The following is a 23,576-nucleotide window of genomic DNA, read 5'->3' as shown; positions in this document are numbered from 1 at the left end:
GGATATTTCAGATAGATATTTTTGGGTTTTCGCTCGTGTCAAGCAGCTCTCCATATTTAGCTCTCTTTTGATATTGCCCTCTGCCTGCCCGGCCGGCAAATTGCTTATCCCGTACGACAAATTCACCTCTTGATAGCACGGATACTGGCTCTCCTGTTACTTGCAGACCCTCAAATGCGTTATAATCAACCGCCATATGGTGAGTTTCAGCGGAAATCGTCCGTTCTGCAGCGGGATCAAAAAGGACAAGATCCGCATCAGAGCCGACTGCAATCGTTCCTTTTTTAGGATAAAGACCGAATAGCTTTGCTGTTTTGGTGCTTGTCATATCCACAAATTGATTTAAAGATATTCTGCCTTTTTTCACACCTTCTGAAAAAAGAATACTCAGACGATCTTCTATTATAGGGCCCCCATTTGGAATTTTAGTGAAGTCTTCTTTTCCCAAATCCTTTTGTCCTTTAAAATCAAAAGAGCATTGATCAGATCCAAGAGTTTGCAGCACTCCAGTTTTAAGTGCATTCCACAGCACATCCTGATGTTTCTTATCTCGGAGAGGCGGTGACCAGACATATTTTGCCCCTTCAAAATCAGGCTTTTCCAAATACGTTTGATCAAGGACCAAGTACTGAGGACATGTTTCCCCCCATACATCAAAGCCCTTGCTTCTTGCTTCTGCAATTTTTTCAACAGCATCAGCACAAGACACGTGTACAACATATAGCTGTGAACCAGCAAGCCCTGTTAATTGAGCAGCTCTGCCGGTTGCTTCGCCTTCAACTTCTGGAGGGCGTGTTAAGGCATGGTAAATCGGGTCTGTCTTTCCTTCAGCAAGTGCCTTTTTAGTCAGATAATCAATGACATCACCATTTTCAGCATGAACCATAACAAGACCGCCAAGTTCTTTAGCCGTTAAAAGCGTCCGGAATAATGTTTCGTCATCAGCCTGAAAAACGTTTTTGTAAGCCATAAAGACTTTAAATGAAGAAATGCCTTCTTCATTAATCACAGCAGGAAGCTCACCAAGTACATCTTCATTTATTTCAGAAATCATTAAGTGAAAACTGTAATCGATCACTGCTTTATCCCTGGATTTTTCATGCCATGTCTGAATGGCATCCTTTAATGGTTTTCCTTTTTCAGTTAAACAAAAATCAATAACCGTTGTTGTGCCTCCAAATGCTGCGGCCATTGTTCCGGACTCAAAATCATCCTTTGTTACGGTTCCTCCAAAAGGCATATCAAGATGTGTATGCGGATCTATTCCGCCGGGAAAAACGTAGCAGCCCTTTGCATCAACGATTTCTGCACCTTCCTCAGGCAGGTTGCAGCCAATCGCTGCAATTTGTTCCTCTTCCACTAAAATATCTGCTTTATACGTATCAGCAGCGGTGACGATTATGCCATTTTTAATTAATTTTTTCATCAGTCCACGCCCTTCCTTTACTTCACAAAGTCCGCACTTGATGTTCCAAGTGAACCAATCACTGCCTGTCTTTCATTCCATGTCATCGGAGGCAGTTCATTTGCAAGCTCCACCATATCGATCGCGCCGTCCGCTGGACATACGATTGAGCAAAGGTTGCAGCCTACACAATCTTCCTCGCGCACTTTCAGATATGACTGACCGCTCTCATCCTTAAGCATGTCAATGCACTGATGGGATGTATCTTCACAGGCAATGTGGCATTTATTACAGTTAATGCAGACATCAGTATTAATTTTCGCTACAACTTTATAGTTTAAATCGAGCTCTCCCCAGTCCGAGTATCTTTGAACAGACTTGCCGACCAGATCCATGACTGAGGATAAGCCTTTGTCATCTAAATAATTGGACAGGCCTTCAATCATATCATCAACAATTCGGAATCCGTGATGCATGGCGGCTGTACAAACCTGGACGCCCATCGCACCCATCAGCATAAATTCAACGGTATCTTTCCAGTTTGCGATTCCGCCGATGCCTGAAATAGGGACGTTGATCCGCGGATTTCTTGCACATTCAGCAACCATGTTTAAAGCAATCGGCTTAACTGCAGGGCCGCAGTATCCACCGTGTGCTCCTTTTCCTGCTACATGCGGAATCGTATTCCACGTATCAATGTCAACGCCGGCGAGGCTGTTAATCGTATTGATCATGGAAATGGCATCAGCTCCGCCCGCAACGGCTGCCTCAGCTGTCACTGTAATATCGGTAATATTTGGCGTGAGTTTGACAATTACAGGGGTTTTAGCCGCTTCTTTTGCCCAGTAGGTTTGTCTCTCCACCAGGTCCGGCACCTGACCTGATGCGGCTCCCATGCCTCGCTCTGCCATGCCGTGGGGACAGCCGAAATTCAGCTCAAGTCCGTCTACCCCGACATCCTCTACCCGCTTTACAATTTCATGCCATTTCTCCTGCTTCGGTTCAACCATCAGCGACACAATAATGGCATGGTTCGGGAATCTTTTTTTTGTTTCATAGATTTCTTTTAAATTGACTTCAAGAGGACGGTCTGTAATTAATTCAATATTATTAAAACCGGCTACACGCTGCCCATTAAAACTGACTGCAGCAAAGCGGGAGGATACATTTAAAATTGGATCCCCGAGCGTCTTCCATACAGCTCCTCCCCACCCTGCCTCAAACGCCCTCTGAACCTGATAGCCCGAGTTCGTAGGAGGGGCGGATGCGAGCCAAAAAGGATTCGGTGACTTAATCCCTGCAAAATCAATTCTTAAATCAGCCATAGATGAACCTCCTTATATAGAAATGCGGAAGGGCCCGTTTAGCTCCGACAGACAGATAAGGATCCGGCAGAAAAGGCGCTTTTTGCCTTTACTGACGGAGCCGTTCTGGCCGAGGAGTTGGGCCGTGGAGCTGGACAACTTGAAATGCGGAACCGCCTTCTTTAGTTTCTAAAGGCGGATCCTTTCAGATCTGTGTCATTCAGGCAAGCTTCAGTTCTTCAAAAGATATCTTTTTATGAATCTCATAAGCTGTCAGCTTCCCTTGCTGAGCAGCTGAAACGACCATCGCTTCTCCCTGGCCTTTACCGAAAATTACATCTCCGCAGGCAAAAATCTTCTCGTTTGAGGTTTGATAAGATTCTTCTGAAATTCGCACCACTCCTTCAGAATGTTCTATGCCGAATTGCTCGATTAAATGGAGATATCTTGATTGTCCGATTGCTCGGATGACTGCATCCGTTTCGATGATAAACTCAGAGCCTGGAACGGGAACAGGGCGCGGACGCTGTCCATTAGTTCCAGCAGAAAGCTCCATTTTGAAGCATTCAATTCCTATTACTCTGTTATCCTCATTCGTCACAATCCGCTTTGGAGCAGTAAGCCATTTGAAAGCAACACCGTCCTGTTTGGCGAAATCATATTCAAAATCGTATGCTGTCATTTCTGCCTGAGTCCTGCGGTAGAGAATGCTGACATCCTCTGCACCAAGTCTGACTGAGCATGTTGCAGCATCTATTGCCGTGTTTCCAGCTCCTATTACAACGGCCTTCTTCCCAATCAGGTCCATTGTTTTTGCCGTTTTCGTTTCTTTTACAAAATCAATCGCATCGTAGACACCATCTGCATCTTCGCCTTCAATGCCAAGCTTTGGAACTGAAGACATGCCTACAGCGAGAACAATGGCATCATAGTTCTCTATCAATTCGGAAGCCATGACATCTTTTCCGACCCGGGTATTTGTCCTGATTTCAACATCCAGGCTTTTTACTTGCTCTACTTCCCAAAAAGAAATGGATTGGGGAAGCCTGAAAGAGACGATGCCATACGTATTTAAGCCTCCGGCATATTGTTCAGCTTCAAAAATCGTTACGCTGTAGCCGAGCAATGCAAGCTCTCTTGCTGCTGATAATCCTGCAGGTCCTCCGCCGACAATGGCCACTGTCTTCCCATTCTTTTCACCAGCCCGAAACAGGATCTGTTCATTATGAATCGCCCAATCGGTCGCATAGCGCTGCAGGTTGCCGATCATAATGGGCTTTGTAGATGAATTAAGTACACACGCACCTTCACAAAGCTCCTCCGTCGGGCAAACACGTGAACAACTTGCTCCAACAGGATTAGCCGTCATAATGGTTTTGGCGGATCCCTTCAGATTTCCTGAAGCGATTTTCTTTATAAAAGAGGGGATATCAATACCAGTCGGACAGGCCTGAATACAAGGAGCGTCGTAGCAAAATAAACATCGATTGGCTTCCTCGAACGCTTCCCTGTTTGACAGGGCCTGCTCAACCTCCATAAAATTTCTCTCTAAATCGATTAAAGAAATTTCCCTAGTCAAGATAAAATCCTCCTTTTCCCGCAATTAAGGCAGCAAAGCCGTCATATCCTGATATGTTTCGGGACGTCTGTCACGATAAAACTGCCATGTATCCCGGACTTCACGGATTAATTTTTTATCCATCTCACCGATGACGACCTCGTCCCTGTCACGGCTTCCTTCAGCCACAAAGCGTCCTCTTGGATCGGCAAGATAGGATTGTCCGTAAAACTCACCCATGTTCCATGGCCCCTCATAACCAACCCGGTTGATGGCCCCGATGTAATACCCGTTTGCAACTGCATGAGCTGGCTGTTCAAGCTTCCATAAATATTCTGACAGACCCGCTACAGTAGCAGATGGATTAAAGACAATTTCAGCTCCATTTAACCCAAGGAGCCTTGCACCTTCAGGGAAATGCCGGTCATAACAGATATAGACTCCAATTTTCGCAAAAGCTGTATCAAAAACGGGATAGCCAAGGTTGCCCGGTTTAAAGTAAAACTTCTCCCAGAAACCGCCGCCTTCTTTGCCAACTCCCACATGAGGAATATGATGTTTACGGTATTTTCCTAAGTATGATCCATCCGCATCAATAACTGCGGCTGTATTATAATAAGTAGCAATTCCTTCGCGTTCATAAATTGGCAGCACAATTACGACGCCCAGTTCACGGGCAAGGTCCTGAAACCTTTTTGCAGTCGGTCCATTTGGAATTTCTTCCGCTGCGTCGTACCATTTCGTGTTCTGCTCCGTGCAGAAGTATGGGCCATAAAAGATTTCCTGAAGACAAACAATCTGTGCACCTCTGCCGCTTGCTTCTTTCACAAGCTTGATATGCTTTTCAATGGCTTTTTCCTTGTGAACTTCGACAGCTTCATTTCCATCTACATCATTGCTTGCCTGAATTAATCCAATTACAACTTTGTCTGACATTGAAACCCTCCTTAGGAACCGTTATTCTTATAATAAAAAATATTCAAAATATTAAAAATTCAATCTTTGTATCTATTCTACTTTCATTTCTGTCCGTTTACATTGTACATATTGTTAAAAGGTTTCTTTCATTTCTCTTGCACTATGTAAAAAAGATGAGGGTAATGTGAGAGTATGTAACATTTTTCAGGGAGCAGTCAGATTGAATCTATTTTCTTTTTGTGTAAAATTTGTGTTATTTCCGGTTTTTCGTTAGGATAGGTATGGGACAAGTGAATTAAACTTGAGAGATTGGAATGATACATATTGAATATTGCAGCCTACACGGTTGAAAAATTGCATGATCCATTCGGAATATTATCTGGGGATCGCTACGAATTCTTTTTAGAGCTGGATGTTGATGAAGACGATGAACTTTATACGGAAAAGGGTCTGCTATTGAAGGTTATTTATTTAGTGGATGACAGCGGCGGAAGAATCTCTGTCTATCATCTCATGGAAAAGGAAACAAATACATTCCTTGATTTTGAGCTTGATGAAGAAGAAGAAGCCATGATAAAAGAGTTTTGCCAAGGTCATTATTCAGAGGAAAATTAAGAAAGAGCAGGCGAATTTAACTCGCCTGCTCCTTTTTTAAGCTTCTGTTTTTTTGCCTTCTTCAACGATATGAAATAGAAGATGCGCCAGATGATGAATTGGTCCATATGCTTCTTCCTCTTCGTTCGTTTCTTCATTAAACTCCAGATCATTTAAATATAGAGCAGTGAATTGATAGAAATCCTTCAGCTCAAATGAATAGCATGCACTTGGATCTTCCTGCTCCTCCTCATAATGAAGAACGAGGTACCACTCTTTTCCGTCTTTGTCTTCCCCGTCAAAGAAAACGAAAAAACCAACGTTTGTATCTAGCTCGAACAAATGGCGTGTTCCGCCTTCTGTTGCGCGGTGAAAATCTTCCTCGTTCATCTTTTGAACTGTCATGGCATCTGTTTGATCTTCTTTATGAAATTCTACTGAAAATGGATTCATGATATCTCTCCTATGTATTAGATTCTTACCTATCGTATACCACTTTCACCTGAAAAACAAAACGAAGACCCCTTTTTCAAAAAAGGGGCCGTTTCCTTACTTTTTAAAAATGCCAAAAGGTTTTCCGATCGGCAAGAAAACACGTCCGAAATGTGCATTCAATACTGCCGCTGCAGACCCGTAAAATGATAAGAGGGCAATCAGCATTTCAGAAACAGCCGCAAGCATATGAGTCGCTTCGTGCATGATGCCGAAAGAGCTTAAAGATAAACCGATAAATAAGAAATCAATGAGAACAAAGATAAAAAATAACACTTTATGGGTTTCCATTGCACCAATTGTCATAAATAAGCTGAAGATTAAATAACCGACAAAAGCAAATCCAAGCTGTTTTGGATCAACGCTTGCTGCAAGCTCTTCTCCGAATACACCTAACTGAATGAGCCAGGAACCTCCTACACCAAGCCAAAACAGGCCAAACGCACCGAAAGCAGTCGTCCCAAACGTGTTGTTGTGCTTAGCGTCATTGATGCAGGCAAACAGCTGAGCAAACCCTCCTAAAAAGATCGCCCACGGTAAAATAAATGAAAGACCCTCCGTTAACCCAAGCTTTTGCGAAGAAGCAACGAGTGTAACCATTGCAAGTCCAAAAAGTCCAAGCGCTGAAGGATCTGCGGTTGTCATTTTTACTTGTTGTACATTCTGATTGTTCATGATGAACCTCCTATATTTTAAACACATACTTGAACAAGATACAGGATTGGAATAGTGGTGTCAATGAGTTTTTAGGGGATTTAATATAGTAAACGATTACATTTTTTTAAGGGGAAAATAAAAAAAAGCTGCCAGTAGGCAGCTTTTTAGCTCATTATAATTTTACAACGTTCTCAGCTTGAGGTCCGCGGTTGCCTTCAACGATGTTGAATTCAACTTCTTGACCTTCTTCTAACGTTTTGTACCCTTCGCCAGTGATCGCGCTGAAGTGAACGAATACATCGTTTCCGCCTTCAACTTCGATAAATCCAAAGCCTTTTTCTGAATTAAACCATTTTACTTTTCCAGTTGCTTGCATGAGAAAACCTCCAAAAATTTTTTAATATGTCCTACTATTTACAACATGGTAAATAAAATATTCACATATTATAAAGAGTATCAATAAGAGGAATAGATAGCCTTTATAACATGTGAATGCTATACCCCATATGAATTCATCTTAAAAAGATTTGACTGATAGTCTGACAATATCTATTGGTTATTCATTTATTTATCTGTGAACACAAAGCAACGAAAGCCCTACCTCTCTCTCGTCCTTGCGGCTCCGATGACCGCGCCAGCTTGAATTGAGCTAACAAAAATCAAAGGATTTGAACTTAAAAAACTAGATTATCCACTAAGGATAATTGAATGTGAATCTCTATTATTTCTTGGTAGAAGGGCATTTATATTATGAACTAACTTTTTTATTATACATTGATAGAAGAAGAAAATCAACATTTTGGATTGATTGAGCTTTTTTGGAAAGTGTGTAAGGAAGTGCACTTTCTAAAACCAGTGTCGTTTACTCCATTTTGGCCGCCAGTTAAATTGTATTTCAGCGATAATCACTTTAGTCAAAGTCAAAAAAGACATTAGGCAGGAAATATATGCTTTCTTAATCCATAAAAAAAAGCGCCCCAACGTAAGGGGCTCTCTTCTTATTCTGCGTTTTCTGTTTCTGCTAATACGCGATTTACGCGCTTCTCAAGCATTTTCATGCCGCTTCCGCCTGCCTGGAAATGACGAAGAGCGCCAGTTTTATCAAATACATAATATGCTGGCACATATTGATTGTCAAAAGCATCTGTCAGCTTGTGCTCGCTGTCAACGAAAACCGGCTGAGTGATGTCATGCTCGGCTGCAACTTTTTTAATATCCTCTATGTTAAGATCATCTTCTGATCTAGGCATATGAACAGCAACTACGTTCAGCTTATCTTTGTATTGATCTCTGAATTCATTCACCTGGGGCATTGCCTCCTTGCAAAGATGGCAGCTTACAGACCAAAAGTGAATGAGCGTTGGTTTTTCCCCGATTAAATCTTCTTTTGTCTGCTGACCGTTCAGCCACTCCACAGCACCGTTTAATTCCGGCATTTGTTCGCGTAATTTCATTGTAAATTCCTCCATTACTTGTTTAAAAAAGGCCTAACAGAGAGTTAGACCTTACTTTTCATTTAAAACTTATAGAGTTGCTTGTCCCGGCTTCCAGTTAGCTGGGCAAAGTCCGCCAGTTTGCAATGCTTGAAGCACACGAAGTGTTTCATCTACATCGCGGCCGATGTTGTTGTGGTTTACAACAGCATATTGAAGCTCGCCGTCTGGATTGATAATGAATAGTCCGCGAAGAGCAACACCCTCTTCTTCAATTAACACCCCGTACTCGCGTGATACAACATGGTTCGTATCAGCTGCAAGCGGGAATTTCAATTCGCCAAGACCGTTTTCTTTGCGGTCTGTGTTGATCCATGCTAAGTGAGTGTGAATTGTATCCGTTGAAACGCCGATTACTTCAGCATCAAGGTCATCGAACTCATCGTAACGGTCAGACATAGATGTAATTTCAGTTGGACATACAAACGTGAAATCCATTGGATAGAAGAATAATACTGTCCATTTATCGTTTTTCATGTTTTCTTCAAGACTTACTTTACCAAATTCTTTGTTAACCATTACAGCGTCCATTTCAAAGCGCGGAGCTTGTTTTCCTACCATGCGTTCTGCCATTATGTATCCCTCCAAAATGTATTTTGATATCTTGTATCGATATCAGCTTAATTGAGAATAATCAAATGATTTTCTCAACTGGTGACATAATCTTTTCACATTGATCATTATAGAGCAATCTGTATTTTTAGTCAATGTTAAATAATAATTAATTTAATATAGACCGCTCGAGTTAAAATGAATACATCAATTGGTATTCCCTTTTCTGTGCAAAATCAATCAACAAATATCTTTAAAATGCGATTCATTTCAACAAATTAAGTTTAACATGCACAGCAGCGGGTAACCAAATAATTAGACTTATTTTTAATTGCACAGAAAGGATGTTGTACATGGATTTTATTGATTTACTGAACAAAATTAATTGGGCAGGTCTTATGACAACTGCTGGAATTATCACCTTAAAGCTGATTGGAATCCTGATTGCTTTTATCGTGGTGAGAGCGATTGGCACAAGGATCGTTGATAAGACCTTTGCACGTGTGCAGGAGCGCCAGTCCATTTCAATCGGCCGATCAAGAACACTTCAAAGCTTAACATTAAATCTCTTTTCTTATATTCTGATTTTCATTTTTGTCGTAATGGTGTTCGAGGTATTTGAATATGATGCGACTGCACTGCTTGCCGGTGCCGGTGTTGTCGGTCTTGCCATCGGTTTTGGGGCCCAGGGGCTTGTAAGCGATGTGGTAACAGGTTTCTTTTTACTTCTTGAAAAACAGCTTGATGTGGAGGACTACGTTACAACTGCAGGATACTCAGGAATTGTTGAACAGGTTGGACTGCGGACGACTCAGATTAGAAGTTTTGACGGCACTCTGAACTTTGTGCCGAATCGGGAAATTATCAGTTTAAGCAATCATTCGCGCGGAAATATGAGAGCGCTCGTAGATATAGGAATATCCTATGATGATAATATAGATGAAGCCATCGCAGTTCTTCAGCAAGCATGTGACCGCATTGCCGCGGAAGATCCGGCTATCGTTGATGGCCCAAGCGTCATTGGCGTTCAGGGTTTAGGAGCTTCAGATGTTGTGATCCGCATCATTGCCAAAACAGAAAACATGATGCAATGGGGTGTTGAGAGAAATCTCCGCAAAAAATTAAAAGAAACGCTTGATGCCCATGGAATTGAAATTCCATTTCCGCATCAGGTTTTTGTGGAAAAGAAGGCGAATGAAGTACAACATTAAAGAGCTGCCATCAGGCAGCTCTTTAATGTTGTGTGCTATTGCATTCTGCTCTCAACATGCTGGCAAATTTCATCTGCCGTATAACCGCTTGCACTGAATACAGAACCATTTGTCACCGCATTGCTGATCCCCATGATATTGGAGTCTTGACCTGTGATGATGCAGAAGTCACAGCCTTTCGCATCTTCTTCATTTCGCAATTGAACAACTTCATAACCTTTTTCCTGAAGAGCAGCTGTTACATCTGATAATGATTGTTCAACACCTATTTTTGGCATTACATCCACCTCCTATCACTAATGTGTCACATGGAAGGGACGTTTATTCTTTGAATCAGTTTGCTTTATAGAGAAAATATTTGCACATCAGCTGAACTGCCATTTGAATAGCTTCTTCCTTTGGCTGCAGCTTGGAATGATGGAGTCCATATGGTGATTCCACTCCAAGCCAGAACATAAATCCCGGAATTTCATCAAGCATATAACCGAAATCCTCGCCTGTCATGGCTTCACGGCATAATACAACCTCTGTATCGGTATTTGCTTTTGTAAAGTCCATAAATTCTTCTGTAAGCTCGTGATGGTTATATACTTGGTGATACATAGAACCATAATCAATAACAGCCTTGCATGAGTAGCCGATTTCAAGACCATGGACAAGCGCCTCAATCCGTTCCTTCACTTTTTGCATGGATTCTACAGAGAGCGTACGGATGGTGCCTTCGAGTCTTGCATTCTCTGCAATAATATTTTGTACTGTCCCGCCCGTAATCTTTCCGAAAGTAATGACTGCACTGTCCAGAGGATCTACATTCCTTGCCACTACAGATTGCAGCTGTGTGACCAATGATGCAGCTGCAACGATCATATCCTGAGTTGTATGAGGATATGCTGCATGTCCGCCCTTGCCTTTTAAGTCAATGAACAGCTCAGATGTATTGGCAAAAAGCAGCCCGGGACGAGTTGCAATTGTTCCTGCCGGATATTCAGGTGCAATATGAAGAGCTGTTATAAGATCCGGCTTCCACTCTTTCATGATATCACTGCGAAGCATCGGTTCAGCTCCGCCTGGTCCCTCCTCAGCAGGCTGAAAAATAAAAAGGAGATCGTCTCTTACTGGATTCTGAACAAAATAAGTGATAATGCCAAGGGCAATAGTCATATGAAAATCATGACCGCAGGCGTGCATTCGGTCTGGGTGCTCTGACTGAAAAGAATATTCCGTTTCTTCAATAATCGGAAGCCCGTCCATATCTGCGCGATAGGCAATTGTTTTCACAGGATCGATCCCTTTTACTTTTACAAATATTCCTGTTTTCCACGTTTTGATTTCCATTCTTTCAGAAGGCAGGGAGCCTAAATAAGCCAAAAGATATTCCTGTGTTTTAAACTCCTGGAAGCCAAGTTCAGGGATACGGTGGAGATCCCTTCGAATATTGATTAATGATGGTAATAGATCCATAATGCTTCCCCCTTATACCTATAGAGAAGGCGTGGATGAAAGTCATCCACGCCGAAAAACAGAAAATCGTATTATAGCTGTCTTAATTCTTGTTTGATTTCTGTTTTTGATTTTGTTTTTTCGTCGATTTCTTTAATCTTGCGTGCAGGAGTACCAGCTACCACTGTATAAGGGGCAACGTCATCAATTACAATTGCACCAGCAGCAACAACCGCTCCTTTTCCGACCGTAACGCCTTCAAGGACAACTGCATTAGCTCCGATTACAACATCATCTTCAATGACAACTGGTTTAGCTGAAGGCGGTTCAATTACACCTGCAAGTACAGAACCTGCACCAATGTGACAGTTTTTGCCGACAGTTGCGCGTCCGCCAAGGACAACGTTCATGTCGATCATTGTACCTTCCCCGATGACAGAACCGATGTTAATTGAAGCACCCATCATAATAACAGCATTATCGCCGATTTCCACTTGATCACGGATGATAGCGCCTGGCTCAATACGGGCTTTGATGCCCTTCATGTCAAGCAGAGGTATCGCAGAGTTGCGGCGGTCGTTTTCCACAACAAAGTCTTCAATTTTAGCCTCATTTTTTGTCAAAGCCTCTTGAATTTCAGCCCATTCGCCAAAAACAACCCCGCTGTTACCATTTAAAAACGTTTGTGTAGAAGTACCAAAATCAATACTTTCTAAGTCACCTTTTACGTAAACTTTTACAGGTGTCGATTTCGTGCTATTTTGTATAAATGAAATAATCTCATTTGCATCCATCATTTTCATATGTATTCCTCCTTCAGACTATGTACTTCATTACTGTATCAAAGGAAGTGTTAGTTGACAAGCCGATTGTCTATACAATTTATGAGCGCACGGCAGATTGGATGAAGCGAGCAAATTGACGACCAAATTCCAAACACGCATCTTCCTGCTCACCATCTGGAAAACACTCAATCTTAAGGCTTTCAATCGCTAGAGAGCCTTTATTTTCCTGAATTTTTTCAGCAAGCAGATCAACCGCACCGCAAAAAATATCATAAGCCGTATCGCCGGAACCAAATAAAGCGATGGTTTTATCCGAAAAATCATAATCGTCCATCTCATCATAAAGATCCATGATTTCATCAGGCAGCTCCCCGTCTCCCCATGTGTAAGCACCAATCAATAAGTGATTATATTTTGTGAAAACAGAGCCGTCAATATCCATTGCTTCAAACTTCTCTGCTTCTGCACCCGCTTCTTTTAATCCTTTTTCAATTAAATCGGCAATGGCTTCCGTGTTGCCTGACATGCTTGCATAGATAATTGCTGTTTTCCCCATTTGATCAATCTCCTTTCTTAATGGACCACTGCTGAATAACCGTACAAGTCACCCTGTTTGCTTTCATGCAGGCCTGCCGCGAAAAAAGAACGTCCGCTGCCTGCAACCCTGAACGCATGCCCTTTTAATGTTTCTGCAGGAAAAAGAGCCATGGTATCTTCATTTAATGCGTATATCCTGGAAAAGCCGTACTTATCCTGGCTTGACGCTGCGTACGTGATCGTTTCATCACAAAAAACATCCAAAAAGGCTTCCTCGCTGTAGATATTTTGACAGCTGACCCAGTTGAGGTTATTCCCATCATTTAGTTTAGCCATTTCAATACTTCCTGCATGGCCTTTTGCAGAGCCTCTGCAGATAAGAAGGTTCCTATTTTTATCAACCGCTATTGAAGAAATCATGGAGTAAGCTTCCTTTTTAATTCTTGCAAAGGAGCCATGATTATGATCATATTTCCACAGGCCCCCATGCTCTGCATGAATCTGCGTGCCGATAAAAAGCTGATTTTCATGCAGATAGAGTGATCTGATAACAGGTTTTGAGGAAAAGTGCTTAAATGGCTTAAAGCCTTTCCATGATCTCCCGCTGTCATTTGACTGATAAATCGTATGCTTTCCATGAATGATGACCGTTCCGTGATCATCGCCTGCAATGGACCAAATGGCTGCTGTTGTCGGAAGGTATGCTTCAGTGCTTGTCAAATCAGATGTATTCATACGGAAAATAAAGCCTTCTTCACCGACCCCGAATAAATAAGAACCAAGCATTTTTAAGCAGCGGATTTTCTTATCAATTCTCAGAAGCCTTTCCCAGTGATCATGGCCGTCAAAAAAATAAAGCCCTTCATTTTTTATTGCAACAAAATATCCGCTCCCCTGTACTTTTTCGACTGCTGTCGCACCTCTATGAAGCATTCATTGTCACCCTTCCGCTTTTGGCACACCATGCAGAAAAAGATTCTGCAAACTGGATGCATTCAGAAATGGCCTCATCCGTTTCAGGAGAACCCTCTATCTTAAGCAAGTCTGTAAAAACATCCGCCCCTGTTTCTGCAAATCTTCCCTGTAAGAGGTCGACCGCCTCGCAAAATTTCGGATATGCGTGATCCCCAGAACCAAAGCAGCCGATTTTTTTGCCTGTAAAATCAGCGTCTGAGAGTTCTTCGTAAAAGTCCTCTGCTTCATAAGGAAGATCTCCATCCCCCCAGGTATAAGATCCTGCAAGTATATAATCGTATTTCCTGAGACTCTCGCTATCACAAGCATCCATATCTTCATATGTAACATCCATCTCGTCTTCTTGAAGTCTTTTTCCGATCAGTTTAGCGATATCTTCTGTGTTTCCTGACATACTTGCATATATAATAAGAGTTTTTTTCAATAAAGCCACCTCTTTAATTGATAATGATTTTCATTTTCATAAACTCACTATAATTGAAATTGATTCTCATTGTCAATAGCGTTTTACAAAAAGAAAAAGCAGCTTCAGATACAAGCTGCTTAATGAATCTCTTTATTATTCTCTTTTAAAACATCAAGAAATGCCTGAACCTGCTTTAACTTAAAAGAAGATTCAAATCCAAGCAGCCACGTATCCCTGACAATTGGCTCGCCGTGTTCATTCAGCAGCGGTATTTTATAAATATCCCGTTCATCATCAAGCAGTGTGACGGATGGCAGAATGGCGTAGCCGATGCCATTGTATGCCATTTGTTTGCACGTTTCGATTTGATCGACAACAATGGTGCGCTTCGGACTGCTTTGAAAATGCTTGTGCCACCAATCCTGAATTTCCTGATAGTAAGATGAATCGCTTTTAAATTGAATAAAAGGTCTTTCTGTTTCAATAAGGTCCTCAACCTTCTGAATTTCAGTGTCTACTAAATACAGAGTATCTGTCAGTAAATGCTGTTTGACGCCTTTCCACTCAGGATTTCCCCTGATGATGCCGATGTGAACATGGTCCTCGTACATGCTTTTCAATATTTCACTGCTCCAGCCTGTTATGAGCGATATTTTTGCATGCGGGTATTTATTGACATATTGCTTTAAGATGTTAGGAAGCCAGTGCTGTCCAATAATTGACGCAACAGCTATCTTGAGCGTTCCATGAACCTCTCCTTCAAGCTCTGATATTTCTTCTCTCAGTTTCTCTTCTTTTTTTGTTACTTCTTTTGCAAAGGCCACAATTTTTTCTCCTGAAGGAGTGAGAGTGAGTCCCTTTTGAGAGCGGATAAAAATCTGAAACCCCCATGATTTCTCAATCGACTGAAGTCTTTGAGACAACGCAGGCTGGGAGACAAACAGCCGTTCAGATGCTTTTCGCATATTCATTTCCTCTGACAGAACAACAAGCATTCTCAATTCGGTTAATTGCATCTATATTCTCCTTGATAAGTTTTTCTTATATTATAAGCTAATTTTTTCAACATTTCATAATCATTAAAGGAAGAATATACTAATTTTAGAGAAACACTTTTAATCGGGATGTGATGACAATATGGAATGGCCGATTTTTTTCATTGGAATTGCAGCGACATTTATCGGAACTCTTGCGGGCAGCGGAGGCATGATCAATATGCCGCTCATGCTGCTTTATGGCTTGCCTGTTCATACAATCATCTCCTCAAATAAATTTGCCAATACTTTGAGCTCCTTTTCAAGCTTTTATGTGCTGCTGAAGAAACGGGAAATTCATTTTAAAGAGATTTTGTATACAGCCCCTTTTACAATATCAGGAGGAATTGCCGGAGCTTATTTCACGAGCAGGATTAATGAGAACACGATGACATACATCGCTCTTTTTCTGTTGATCTTCGCATTGGGATTAAATTTTTTAAGAAAGCCCAAGGAACAAAACTCGGGGGAGAGCAAAATTAAAAAAAGACTCTATCCTCTTGTCTTTGGGATCGGCGCTTATGACGGCATGTTCGGACCAGGTCAGGGCACTCTTCTGATGTACACATTCCTTCATCAGGGTTTTTCGTACATTAAATCCGTTGCGTTTACAAGATTTCAAACGTTTTTAAGCTGCTCTGGCGCATTTGCCACATATGCAATGGCCGGAATCATGAACTGGACGATCGCTTTGAGTCTGGCGGCGGGAAGCATTATTGGTGCACAGCTTGCAGTGAGGTTTGCGAGAAAGCTCAGTTTTGCCCATGCCTCTTGGCTGATACGGCTGATCACTGTCCTGATCATCATCCAGTTATTTTATAATCTTATTTTTTAGGAGGGAAAGCGGATGAGTTTGTCGATTGTAAAGCTGCATCATATCCAGCTGTGTGCACCATTTGAAAAAGCAGAAAAAGCGCGTGAATTTTACTTAGGAAAATTGGGTTTCCAAGAAATTAATAAACCCGAATCTCTTATTAAGAATGGCGGGTTCTGGTGCAAAGCGGGAAATGTGGAGCTCCATATTGGGCTTGAGGAAATGGAAGAGACTAAAAGCAAACGCCATCCTGCCTTTCAGGTAGAGGATCTGGAAGCTTCAAGATGTTTGCTTGTAAAAAATAATATCAAAATTCAAGAAGAAACAGAGATTCCCGGAATTCAGCGGCTTTCTTTTTTTGATCCTTTTGGAAATAGGATAGAGCTGCTTCAAATACAGAAAAGCGAAGCTTAACAATAGAGAGAAGAGGTGCACACAGATTAGACCTCTTTGAGGGTGGACTCTAGCTTGAAGCACATAATAAAAAAGCATAAGAGGTTCCCCCCCCCTACGCTTTTTTTCTTTCTTTAGGCAAATTTAAAACCAGCAGAAAACTGATGATTGCAAACGCAAAAACAACCATGTAAACACTGTGAAGGGATTGCGTCAAACCGGCTTTTAACGCCTGAATAGCCTCGTTTGAAAGCTTGGATGCAGACTCAGAGCTTAACAGCTGATTCACGGAATCCAAATTGACCGATTCATTAATTCCCTGTTTGTTAAAATAGGATTGTAGCCTTGTATTTAAAATCCCGCCTAAAAGGGCTGCTCCAATTGTATTGCCAAGCGTTCTCATAAACATATTTGCCGCTGTCGCTGATCCTCTTTGCTCCCAGCTGACTGTACTTTGAATGGAGACAATAAATGCTGTCGTCGTCATCCCCATGCCAATCCCGACAATAAACGACCCTAGGGCTGCCCATAATGGGCCATCATCAGGGCTTAAATTAAAAAATACAAGACTTCCTGCAATCAGGGCGATTCCCCCTATAACAGAGGTTGTCCGAAACCCAATTTTCAACAGCAGATTGCCCGATGCAGTGGCAGCAATCGGCCATCCAATCGACATTGCTGTTAGTGTAAAACCTGCGACGATTGGGGTTTGTCCCATTACTGCCTGGACAAATGCCGGTAAAAAGGAAGAAATGCCAATCAGCATGACACCGGTAGTCAGCGATGTCATATTCGCAATAAAGATGCTTTTCTCTCTCCAAATTTCAAAAGGCATCATAGGCTCTTTCGCACATTTTTCTTGTCGAATAAATAGGACAAAAGAAAGAATGGCTGCAGCAGTCAGAAAAAGAATTTGAGTTGACAGCCACGGCCATCTGATGCCGCCTTCAACAAGAACGACCATTGCTGTACATATTGACGCAAATAAGAGGAAAGCGCCTTTGTAGTCAATCGAATGCTTTTTCCGCTCCACATCTTCATGGAGATACAGCACCAATCCAGCTATCGCCAATAGCCCAAGCGGAATGTTTATCCAAAACACAAATCGCCAGCTGACAAATTGGACGAGCAATCCTCCTATTGCCGGGCCCATGATTGCTGAGATTCCCCAAACGCTGGATAAATACCCCTGTATCTTGGCCCGCTCTTCCTTCGAATAAATATCCCCTACAATCGTTGACGCTACCGGCATGACAGCTCCTGCACCAAATCCCTGGACAAATCTCGCTGCAATCAGCCATTCCATTGAATTCACCAGTCCACATAAAATGGAGCCGACTAAAAAAACGGAAATCCCAAATATCAATACTGGCTTTCGCCCGAATAAATCAGAAAGCTTTCCATAAATTAAAACCGTCACGGCATTCATCAGCAAATAAGAAGAAAAAATCCAGCTGTAAAGAGAGAAGCCTCCAAGCTCGCCTACAATCGCAGGCATGGCGGTGGATACAATTGTCGCCTCAATCGCTGCCATAAACATAGCAAGCATGACAGCCGCAAGAACGAAGGGACGCTTCATATTGGATGGTTGCTTTTTGATTCGTTCTTTTTCAAGTACTGCCTGTGTCATATGATCTCACTCCCTCGGGGACCGCAAAACAAAAGAAGGAGGCATGCTCTCCTTCTCTTAGCTTCATCGCTTAATTGTCATTTATTTTCATTTGTTTTTTCAATTCTTTTAAAATGGCGCGTCTTGTCAAAATCCCTTCAAACACACCTTCCGCATCCACTACGCAGACAAAAGAATGGTCGATGACTAAATCTAATCCTTTAGACAGTGGATCATTCAGTAAGAGACTCGGGATATCAGAATTCATCGCTTCTTCGACTTTCATCACTTCAAGCTTTTCAAATTCGATTCTCTGGAGGCCAAGAATCGCATCCATCATCATATTTGTGCCGAGCAGCCCGTGAAGCTTGAAAAAAGGATCAAGCACAGGTACCGCTGTATATCCCGTTTTTGTCAGAACCAGAAGGGCGTGCTCAAGGTTATTCCCCACTTGCACATGCGCAACTTTATCAGCTGGAATCATATACTCTTCTATTGTTGAATCATTTAATAATTTGGTTGTATGTAGACTAATCAATATGTTCTTCCTCTCTAAAAAAGTTCAGACCGAACAATAATACCCTTTCATGTCTTTTTTGAAACATCTCTTTTTTATTTTACCACAAAGGATACAAGAAATGCGGAACCCCTGGCTTACTCCGACAGACAGAAAGTGGTTTCATTTATTTCGGATCCTTTTATGTTCAATCCCATGCCCCTCAGAAATTCATTCCAGAACCTTCGTGATTTAATTCCAAGACTTTCGAATTTAATTCCAAGACTTTCGTATTTAATTCCAAGACTTTTAAAATTAACTCCGCATAATTGTGACCGACAAGCAATTCCAACCTATTGAAAGCGCATACATTCTAAATTATATCACAAAAAAAGATACTCTAACGCAGAGTATCAAACATATGTATCTCTATAGTTCAAATCTGATTCGGTCATACAAGCTTACGAGCTTCTGATACGTTGCGTTATCTGTTTGTTTGGTGCCGCTCTCGATTTCATAAATTTCGCTGCTGATCAGTTCTAGTGCATATTGCTGTTTAAGCAAAAGCTCCACTAAAAATTTTTGATCGTCTGATGAGAGTATTTCGACTGCAGAATTCATTTTTTAATGCCCCCTTGTTATTTAGAGTAATCAATTTTTCAAGCTTGCGTCAACCGCAAATTCCGACACATTCTTTATTTTGTGAATCGATTGGCATAGCTGAATGCAGTATAGGAATCAGGCTTTATTTTAGCCTCTATTCCCATCGCCTGAATTCTGCCTGTCATCTCCTGGATCAGGTCTTTAGTTAGTCCTTTTCTCCCAATATCAAGATGAATTTCAAACAGCAGATCTGCCCCTTCATCTGAAAAAGGAATCAGAATTTCTGCAAGCTCTGAAAGATAGCTTGTTGTAAAAGCATAAGCAAGTTCCTGACTTAATGTTGTTTCCATTGAAATTTTTTCATGCAGGCTATCAATCGGTCTTGGGATGACCGTATTTTTTAAACAGCCCCATGCCCCTTTTCCAACACGGTGAACATGCACTGCTGTTATAAACTTGGTATCGTGCTGATGCACTTGAGAATCCGTTCCGATGGACAATATATATTCAGAACGCGGATCATTTGAAATGAACGTTTTAATTCTTTGGATCATAGTTTCAAATGACATACTTCCTTCAGACACATTATAAAAGATAAAGTGATCAGTCATATGGCAGCTCCTTTTCAAGAAAAGAATACGGAAACAACATATTATATGCTTGGCTGTTTGGAGTGTTGAGTAAAATTGGCGTAAATTTTATTGTATATTTTTTCCTCACTCTTCCATTTTTAAACTGGAATCCGTATTAAAGCCTTTCCCTCTTCTCATGGAGCTTTTTCATCACCCTCTTTTCTGAAATTCCATTTAGTTATAAGACGCCCATTTCATCTTGAAAGTTTCCGATTTTTAAAAAAATGTTAAAAAAATTTATGATGACTGCTTTTTTATCGTTGAAATGGCAATATGAGATGGAAAAGATTTATTTATTTCATCTGCTTTGACACTCTTTTTAAAGATACCCATTAACATGGGCAATATCATTCCTTATATTTATGTACGAACAATTTATCCAACAATTAACCGCAAAACGATATTTAATATTTTCTTAAAAAATAAAAAAACAGCCAATAAATTTGGCTGCTTAACCTTTTTTCGTTTGAATATTACGCATATGATAATTGCAGTTGGAACACGAATAAATGACATTTTGATTGGACTGGGCAGTCAGCACTTCATCAAGAGGCTGCTGCTCATGACAATTTGGACAAATGACGCTTGGTTTCGTATTCATCAGTTCCCTCCTATTATTGGAGCAAATCAAAAATTTCAATTGCGATCATATCGATATTGTCAAATTGATAAGATTGAGGCTTTTCATCTTTTTGAAATACTTCTAATTCGAACGTATCGGTTTTATCAAAGTATTTAACACTGCAACGTTTTTCACCCTCTACTTCAAAGAAGCGCTGGTTGGGTTCATTTGAAGTCGCGTTTTCTTGCAGACTTTGAAGTCTAGTAATGATACCTAAAAGCTGTGACATTAGTATCACCTCCAACAGAGTGAGTCAACTTGAGGTCCGCCTTCGCCTCTAGTTTGTGCGTCCTTCTTTATTCTATCCATCCATTTTAATTTGAAAATAAATCAGAATATTCGCATCGTTCTTTACATTAAGAGTCTGCAAATTTAAAATGGTAGTGATGGGAGAAACAAATTTTTTATCGATCACAAGGGGGTTTAAGATAAATGTCGCTTGTAACCAAAATTGATGAACGTTTAGCAATCATTGATAGTCATGATTTAGGGATGACGGGTCGGACAAGTTCCTATGTATTACTTGAAGAGGATATCACACTCTTTGAGCCTTCATCAAGTCCTTCTGTCCCACATATTAAAAATGGGTTAAAGGAACTCCGTATAAATCTTGAAGATATATCCAATATCATTGTTACACACATTCACCTAGATCACGCTGGGGGCGCGGGTTTGCTGCTTGAAAGCTGTCCAAAAGCAAAAGTGATTGTGCATCCGAAAGGCGCAAAACATTTAATTAATCCCTCGCGTTTAATTGCTGGGGCAAAAGCGGTGTACGGAGATAAATTTGAAGAATTATTTTCACCGATTGTACCGATTCCAGAAGATCGCATCGTAATAAAAGAGGACGGAGAATCACTCCGGATTGGCCGCGATTCAGTCCTTACATTTTATGATACACCGGGACACGCCAATCATCACTTCAGTATTCTTGACCATAAAAGCAACAGCATGTTCACAGGCGATACAATCGGAATATTTTACCAGGAGCTGCTGCCAGATGGTCTTGAATTTTATTTGCCTTCTACCTCACCGAACCAGTTCGATCCGGAAGCTATGGAAAAATCAGCTGCATTTTATGAAAGAATGAAACTAAATGCCCTTAATTTCAGTCACTACGGCGTCAGTACAAATCCCAATCACGCCATAAACGCGATGAGAAAATGGCTTCCTATTTTCCTCGAATGTGCACAAAAAGGAATGGAACTCTCCAAACCTTTTTCTTTAGAAAATGCAGCAGAGCATGTTAAAATAGAGCTTCAAAATCAAGTGTTTTCTTTCCTGGATCAACAGGGAATTTCCAGGTCTCACCGCGTGTATAATATATTAGCATTAGATTTATCGGTCTGTGCCATGGGTCTTGTTGATGCATGTTATATAAAAATGAAATCAGGTACATAAAGGAGTCTCTATGTCACAGAGTAAACGTGTTGAAGTTTATACACAGCCTGACTGTCCGCCTTGTCAGATTGTGAAGCAATATTTAGATCATCATAAGATTGACTATTTGGTATTTGACGTTTCGGAAGATGCCAATGCCAGAAACAAAATGGTTAACGAGTTTAAGTCATATTCAACCCCAACTGTTACAGTTGATGGGGAAATTGTAGCAGGTTTTGACCTGCAGAAGCTTGATAAATTGCTTGGTCTTTCATAAAACGTTATAAAGCCGCCACCGAAATGTAAAGGTTTCCGTTTTGAGGTGCTTTTCTTAAATTATAAGACGAAATGACAGTCATTTTGACATAGCTATTGGTATATAAAAAAGCAAAACTCGCCGCGGTATCGGCGAGTTTGCTTTTTTTATGGTGTTCAGGCTGCTGGTTCTCAATTAGGAATTGTGAACCTGTAAGTTCTATAATAAAATTAACAGCGATCTGCAATACTAAATCGCTGTTTTCATTGTTATTACTTCAATTAAACCCTTCTGTTTCTCAAAGCTTCCCTGTCTATATTTTGCGGTGGCTGTTCCATCCATTGGTTTTCAATCATCAATTTTATCCCATCATTTGCATATTGCATTATTTCAGCCACTAGTCTTGTGTAATGGCCGTCTAAATCCTTTCTAAGAGTTGCTCCAATGGCGGCACCATACCCAGCGATGCTAATTGCAGTCAGACTATTGGTTTGAAACATCATCAACTTATCCGAAAAAGGTGCATCAATGGATTGAGAAATGGTTGAATCCCACGTACTTGGCATCGGCACACCATCTTCTATTAAAACCTGCCTAAAAACGGTTTCGTGCTTTGCTGCTATCTCCGTGCCTCTCTCCATATATTTTCTAACTTCAGGTGATTTAGCAGCTTGGGAAAAGCCAGAGACAAATGTTCTGCCAATGGAGTTTGTTTCCGTATTTTTCGAAATATGGGCTAGTTCAATGGCTGTTAACGGACGATGCTTTCCGATTAATCCTGATAAAAATGTTTCACTTTGAAGGTATTCAGCCTTTTCCATTGGAGCTATAGTAGGAGAACGGACAAAAGCTCCCTTCTTAAGAAGTAAATCACAAGCATCATTGTAAAGTTTCATAAACATTTGGGATGTTTTCGAAAAAAAATCTCTTGCATCGTTTCGCGCCAATACTTCGAGTAAAGCTGCTGCGGCAGCTGTTCCAGCAGCAGCCATATGTTTTATGTATCTCAAGGCAAATAAGTCTGAATATAATCGACCAGCTTTTAAATTTACATCTTCTTGTGTGAATCCAATGGGTATGGCGTGATTTTCATTTTCAAAGATTAGTTTGACTTCATTTACAACATATGAACAATTTGTTAGAGCGGTTTGAATAATATCTGTACTGTCATGATCTTCATTTACATTGGCAAAGTGCTGAACTATACAATAAGACATTGAATTCTGCATATAGGCACTCCACAAAGCTGCAACTTCTGAAGAAACAAGTTTAGGGCTATGTTCCATTTTTAGACTCCTTGATTTTTTTCTTAATATGTGCAATAAAGATTTGTATTATTAATTCTGAGAGCAGAAAAAGGTTGGAGCGATAACCTTCTTAATTGGCTGTGAATTTGGCATTTTCCCTTAT

The 23,576-nt window shown here is 41.0% G+C and carries 29 protein-coding genes; 6 read left to right on the top strand and 23 right to left on the bottom strand.

All coding sequences use genetic code 11. The features are described 5' to 3' along the window. Nucleotides 1-7 precede the first annotated feature (7 nt). The 4 genes from hydA to QLQ22_RS09765 all read right to left on the bottom strand — a co-directional run bounded on the left by hydA (nt 8) and on the right by QLQ22_RS09765 (nt 5,203). Nucleotides 8-1,426 carry a dihydropyrimidinase gene (gene hydA, locus QLQ22_RS09780; protein ID WP_223441792.1) on the bottom strand — a complete coding sequence of 473 codons (1,419 nt, stop codon included), beginning with the start codon at nt 1,424-1,426 and terminating at the stop codon, nt 8-10. A 17-nt stretch (nt 1,427-1,443) separates the two neighbouring features. Beyond that, nucleotides 1,444-2,730 carry an NAD-dependent dihydropyrimidine dehydrogenase subunit PreA gene (gene preA / locus QLQ22_RS09775; protein ID WP_223441790.1) on the bottom strand — a complete coding sequence of 429 codons (1,287 nt, stop codon included), beginning with the start codon at nt 2,728-2,730 and terminating at the stop codon, nt 1,444-1,446. A 199-nt stretch (nt 2,731-2,929) separates the two neighbouring features. Further along, entirely contained in the window at nt 2,930-4,246 is a 1,317-nt protein-coding gene (locus tag QLQ22_RS09770) for an NAD(P)-dependent oxidoreductase (protein ID WP_223443294.1), read from the bottom strand. Between the two features lie 66 nt (nt 4,247-4,312). Beyond that, complete coding sequence (locus QLQ22_RS09765; protein WP_223441787.1) at nt 4,313-5,203, bottom strand: nitrilase-related carbon-nitrogen hydrolase; 891 nt, start codon at nt 5,201-5,203, stop codon at nt 4,313-4,315. Between the two features lie 306 nt (nt 5,204-5,509). Here QLQ22_RS09765 and QLQ22_RS09760 point away from each other — a divergent pair, with 306 nt between their 5' ends. Continuing rightward, nucleotides 5,510-5,800: a DUF6509 family protein gene (locus QLQ22_RS09760; protein ID WP_070878059.1), complete on the top strand. Its 291-nt coding sequence runs from the start codon at nt 5,510-5,512 to the stop codon at nt 5,798-5,800. A 36-nt stretch (nt 5,801-5,836) separates the two neighbouring features. Here the strand turns inward: QLQ22_RS09760 and QLQ22_RS09755 are convergent, their stop codons facing one another. From QLQ22_RS09755 to QLQ22_RS09735, 5 genes are all read right to left on the bottom strand, one after another. Continuing rightward, complete coding sequence (locus QLQ22_RS09755) at nt 5,837-6,232, bottom strand: cytosolic protein (RefSeq protein WP_223441785.1); 396 nt, start codon at nt 6,230-6,232, stop codon at nt 5,837-5,839. Between the two features lie 96 nt (nt 6,233-6,328). After that, nucleotides 6,329-6,946, bottom strand: a complete 618-nt coding sequence (locus QLQ22_RS09750) for an acetate uptake transporter (protein WP_223441783.1) — start codon at nt 6,944-6,946, stop codon at nt 6,329-6,331. A 154-nt stretch (nt 6,947-7,100) separates the two neighbouring features. Next, the gene (gene cspD, locus QLQ22_RS09745; protein WP_070878053.1) at nt 7,101-7,304 is read right to left on the bottom strand and encodes a cold-shock protein CspD; all 204 of its coding nucleotides are present in this window, start codon (nt 7,302-7,304) and stop codon (nt 7,101-7,103) included. A 622-nt stretch (nt 7,305-7,926) separates the two neighbouring features. Continuing rightward, complete coding sequence (locus tag QLQ22_RS09740; RefSeq protein WP_223441781.1) at nt 7,927-8,382, bottom strand: TlpA disulfide reductase family protein; 456 nt, start codon at nt 8,380-8,382, stop codon at nt 7,927-7,929. A gap of 69 nt (nt 8,383-8,451) precedes the next feature. Then, nucleotides 8,452-8,994 carry a peroxiredoxin gene (locus QLQ22_RS09735; protein WP_223441779.1) on the bottom strand — a complete coding sequence of 181 codons (543 nt, stop codon included), beginning with the start codon at nt 8,992-8,994 and terminating at the stop codon, nt 8,452-8,454. 332 nt (nt 8,995-9,326) lie between these two features. Here QLQ22_RS09735 and QLQ22_RS09730 point away from each other — a divergent pair, with 332 nt between their 5' ends. Beyond that, nucleotides 9,327-10,184: a mechanosensitive ion channel family protein gene (locus QLQ22_RS09730; RefSeq protein ID WP_275976751.1), complete on the top strand. Its 858-nt coding sequence runs from the start codon at nt 9,327-9,329 to the stop codon at nt 10,182-10,184. 35 nt (nt 10,185-10,219) lie between these two features. Here the strand turns inward: QLQ22_RS09730 and QLQ22_RS09725 are convergent, their stop codons facing one another. The 7 genes from QLQ22_RS09725 to QLQ22_RS09695 form a co-directional block, all read right to left on the bottom strand. Further along, nucleotides 10,220-10,462 (bottom strand): YkuS family protein, encoded by a 243-nt coding sequence (locus QLQ22_RS09725; RefSeq protein WP_223441776.1) that lies wholly within the window; start codon nt 10,460-10,462, stop codon nt 10,220-10,222. 55 nt (nt 10,463-10,517) lie between these two features. Further along, nucleotides 10,518-11,645: an N-acetyldiaminopimelate deacetylase gene (locus tag QLQ22_RS09720; RefSeq protein ID WP_223441773.1), complete on the bottom strand. Its 1,128-nt coding sequence runs from the start codon at nt 11,643-11,645 to the stop codon at nt 10,518-10,520. Nucleotides 11,646-11,716: 71 nt separating this feature from the next. After that, nucleotides 11,717-12,427 carry a 2,3,4,5-tetrahydropyridine-2,6-dicarboxylate N-acetyltransferase gene (gene dapD, locus QLQ22_RS09715; protein WP_223441770.1) on the bottom strand — a complete coding sequence of 237 codons (711 nt, stop codon included), beginning with the start codon at nt 12,425-12,427 and terminating at the stop codon, nt 11,717-11,719. Nucleotides 12,428-12,506: 79 nt separating this feature from the next. Continuing rightward, on the bottom strand, nt 12,507-12,965 hold the full coding sequence (locus tag QLQ22_RS09710; RefSeq protein ID WP_223441769.1) for a flavodoxin: 459 nt from the start codon (nt 12,963-12,965) through the stop codon (nt 12,507-12,509). Nucleotides 12,966-12,982: 17 nt separating this feature from the next. Next, the gene (locus tag QLQ22_RS09705; protein ID WP_223441767.1) at nt 12,983-13,879 is read right to left on the bottom strand and encodes an exo-alpha-sialidase; all 897 of its coding nucleotides are present in this window, start codon (nt 13,877-13,879) and stop codon (nt 12,983-12,985) included. After that, on the bottom strand, nt 13,869-14,345 hold the full coding sequence (locus tag QLQ22_RS09700) for a flavodoxin (RefSeq protein WP_420828840.1): 477 nt from the start codon (nt 14,343-14,345) through the stop codon (nt 13,869-13,871). The genes QLQ22_RS09705 and QLQ22_RS09700 overlap by 11 nt, the downstream gene beginning before the upstream one ends. A gap of 119 nt (nt 14,346-14,464) precedes the next feature. Further along, nucleotides 14,465-15,343: a transcriptional regulator CcpC gene (locus QLQ22_RS09695; protein WP_223441763.1), complete on the bottom strand. Its 879-nt coding sequence runs from the start codon at nt 15,341-15,343 to the stop codon at nt 14,465-14,467. A gap of 121 nt (nt 15,344-15,464) precedes the next feature. On the opposite strand from QLQ22_RS09695, the gene QLQ22_RS09690 reads away from it, so the two are divergent. Continuing rightward, complete coding sequence (locus QLQ22_RS09690) at nt 15,465-16,196, top strand: sulfite exporter TauE/SafE family protein (RefSeq protein WP_223441762.1); 732 nt, start codon at nt 15,465-15,467, stop codon at nt 16,194-16,196. Between the two features lie 12 nt (nt 16,197-16,208). Further along, nucleotides 16,209-16,589, top strand: a complete 381-nt coding sequence (locus QLQ22_RS09685; RefSeq protein WP_223441760.1) for a VOC family protein — start codon at nt 16,209-16,211, stop codon at nt 16,587-16,589. Nucleotides 16,590-16,683: 94 nt separating this feature from the next. Here QLQ22_RS09685 and QLQ22_RS09680 read toward each other — a convergent pair whose 3' ends face one another. From QLQ22_RS09680 to QLQ22_RS09655, 6 genes are all read right to left on the bottom strand, one after another. Then, on the bottom strand, nt 16,684-18,198 hold the full coding sequence (locus QLQ22_RS09680; protein ID WP_223441757.1) for an MDR family MFS transporter: 1,515 nt from the start codon (nt 18,196-18,198) through the stop codon (nt 16,684-16,686). Between the two features lie 70 nt (nt 18,199-18,268). Continuing rightward, complete coding sequence (gene cbpB / locus QLQ22_RS09675; RefSeq protein ID WP_223441753.1) at nt 18,269-18,715, bottom strand: cyclic-di-AMP-binding protein CbpB; 447 nt, start codon at nt 18,713-18,715, stop codon at nt 18,269-18,271. Nucleotides 18,716-19,102: 387 nt separating this feature from the next. Beyond that, a complete protein-coding gene (gene abbA, locus QLQ22_RS09670) occupies nt 19,103-19,294 on the bottom strand; it encodes an antirepressor AbbA (RefSeq protein ID WP_223441750.1) in 192 nt (63 codons plus the stop codon). Nucleotides 19,295-19,368: 74 nt separating this feature from the next. After that, entirely contained in the window at nt 19,369-19,887 is a 519-nt protein-coding gene (locus QLQ22_RS09665; protein ID WP_223441747.1) for a ribonuclease H-like YkuK family protein, read from the bottom strand. A 472-nt stretch (nt 19,888-20,359) separates the two neighbouring features. After that, entirely contained in the window at nt 20,360-20,509 is a 150-nt protein-coding gene (locus tag QLQ22_RS09660) for a hypothetical protein (protein ID WP_223441744.1), read from the bottom strand. A 13-nt stretch (nt 20,510-20,522) separates the two neighbouring features. Then, nucleotides 20,523-20,759 (bottom strand): YkuJ family protein, encoded by a 237-nt coding sequence (locus QLQ22_RS09655; protein ID WP_101564785.1) that lies wholly within the window; start codon nt 20,757-20,759, stop codon nt 20,523-20,525. Nucleotides 20,760-20,962: 203 nt separating this feature from the next. Here QLQ22_RS09655 and QLQ22_RS09650 point away from each other — a divergent pair, with 203 nt between their 5' ends. Both QLQ22_RS09650 and QLQ22_RS09645 read left to right on the top strand, forming a co-directional pair. Beyond that, on the top strand, nt 20,963-21,931 hold the full coding sequence (locus tag QLQ22_RS09650) for an MBL fold metallo-hydrolase (RefSeq protein ID WP_284016548.1): 969 nt from the start codon (nt 20,963-20,965) through the stop codon (nt 21,929-21,931). A 10-nt stretch (nt 21,932-21,941) separates the two neighbouring features. Beyond that, entirely contained in the window at nt 21,942-22,187 is a 246-nt protein-coding gene (locus tag QLQ22_RS09645) for a glutaredoxin domain-containing protein (RefSeq protein ID WP_223441738.1), read from the top strand. A gap of 260 nt (nt 22,188-22,447) precedes the next feature. Here the strand turns inward: QLQ22_RS09645 and QLQ22_RS09640 are convergent, their stop codons facing one another. After that, nucleotides 22,448-23,452 carry a DUF3231 family protein gene (locus tag QLQ22_RS09640; protein ID WP_284016547.1) on the bottom strand — a complete coding sequence of 335 codons (1,005 nt, stop codon included), beginning with the start codon at nt 23,450-23,452 and terminating at the stop codon, nt 22,448-22,450. Between the last annotated feature and the right edge of the window lie 124 nt (nt 23,453-23,576).

The organism is Metabacillus hrfriensis (assembly GCF_030127205.1).
GTDB classification, from domain to species: Bacteria; Bacillota; Bacilli; order Bacillales; family Bacillaceae; genus Bacillus_P; species Bacillus_P dongyingensis.
Note: the sequence above shows the minus strand (reverse complement) of the source record. Positions and strands in the feature narration are given on the sequence as shown.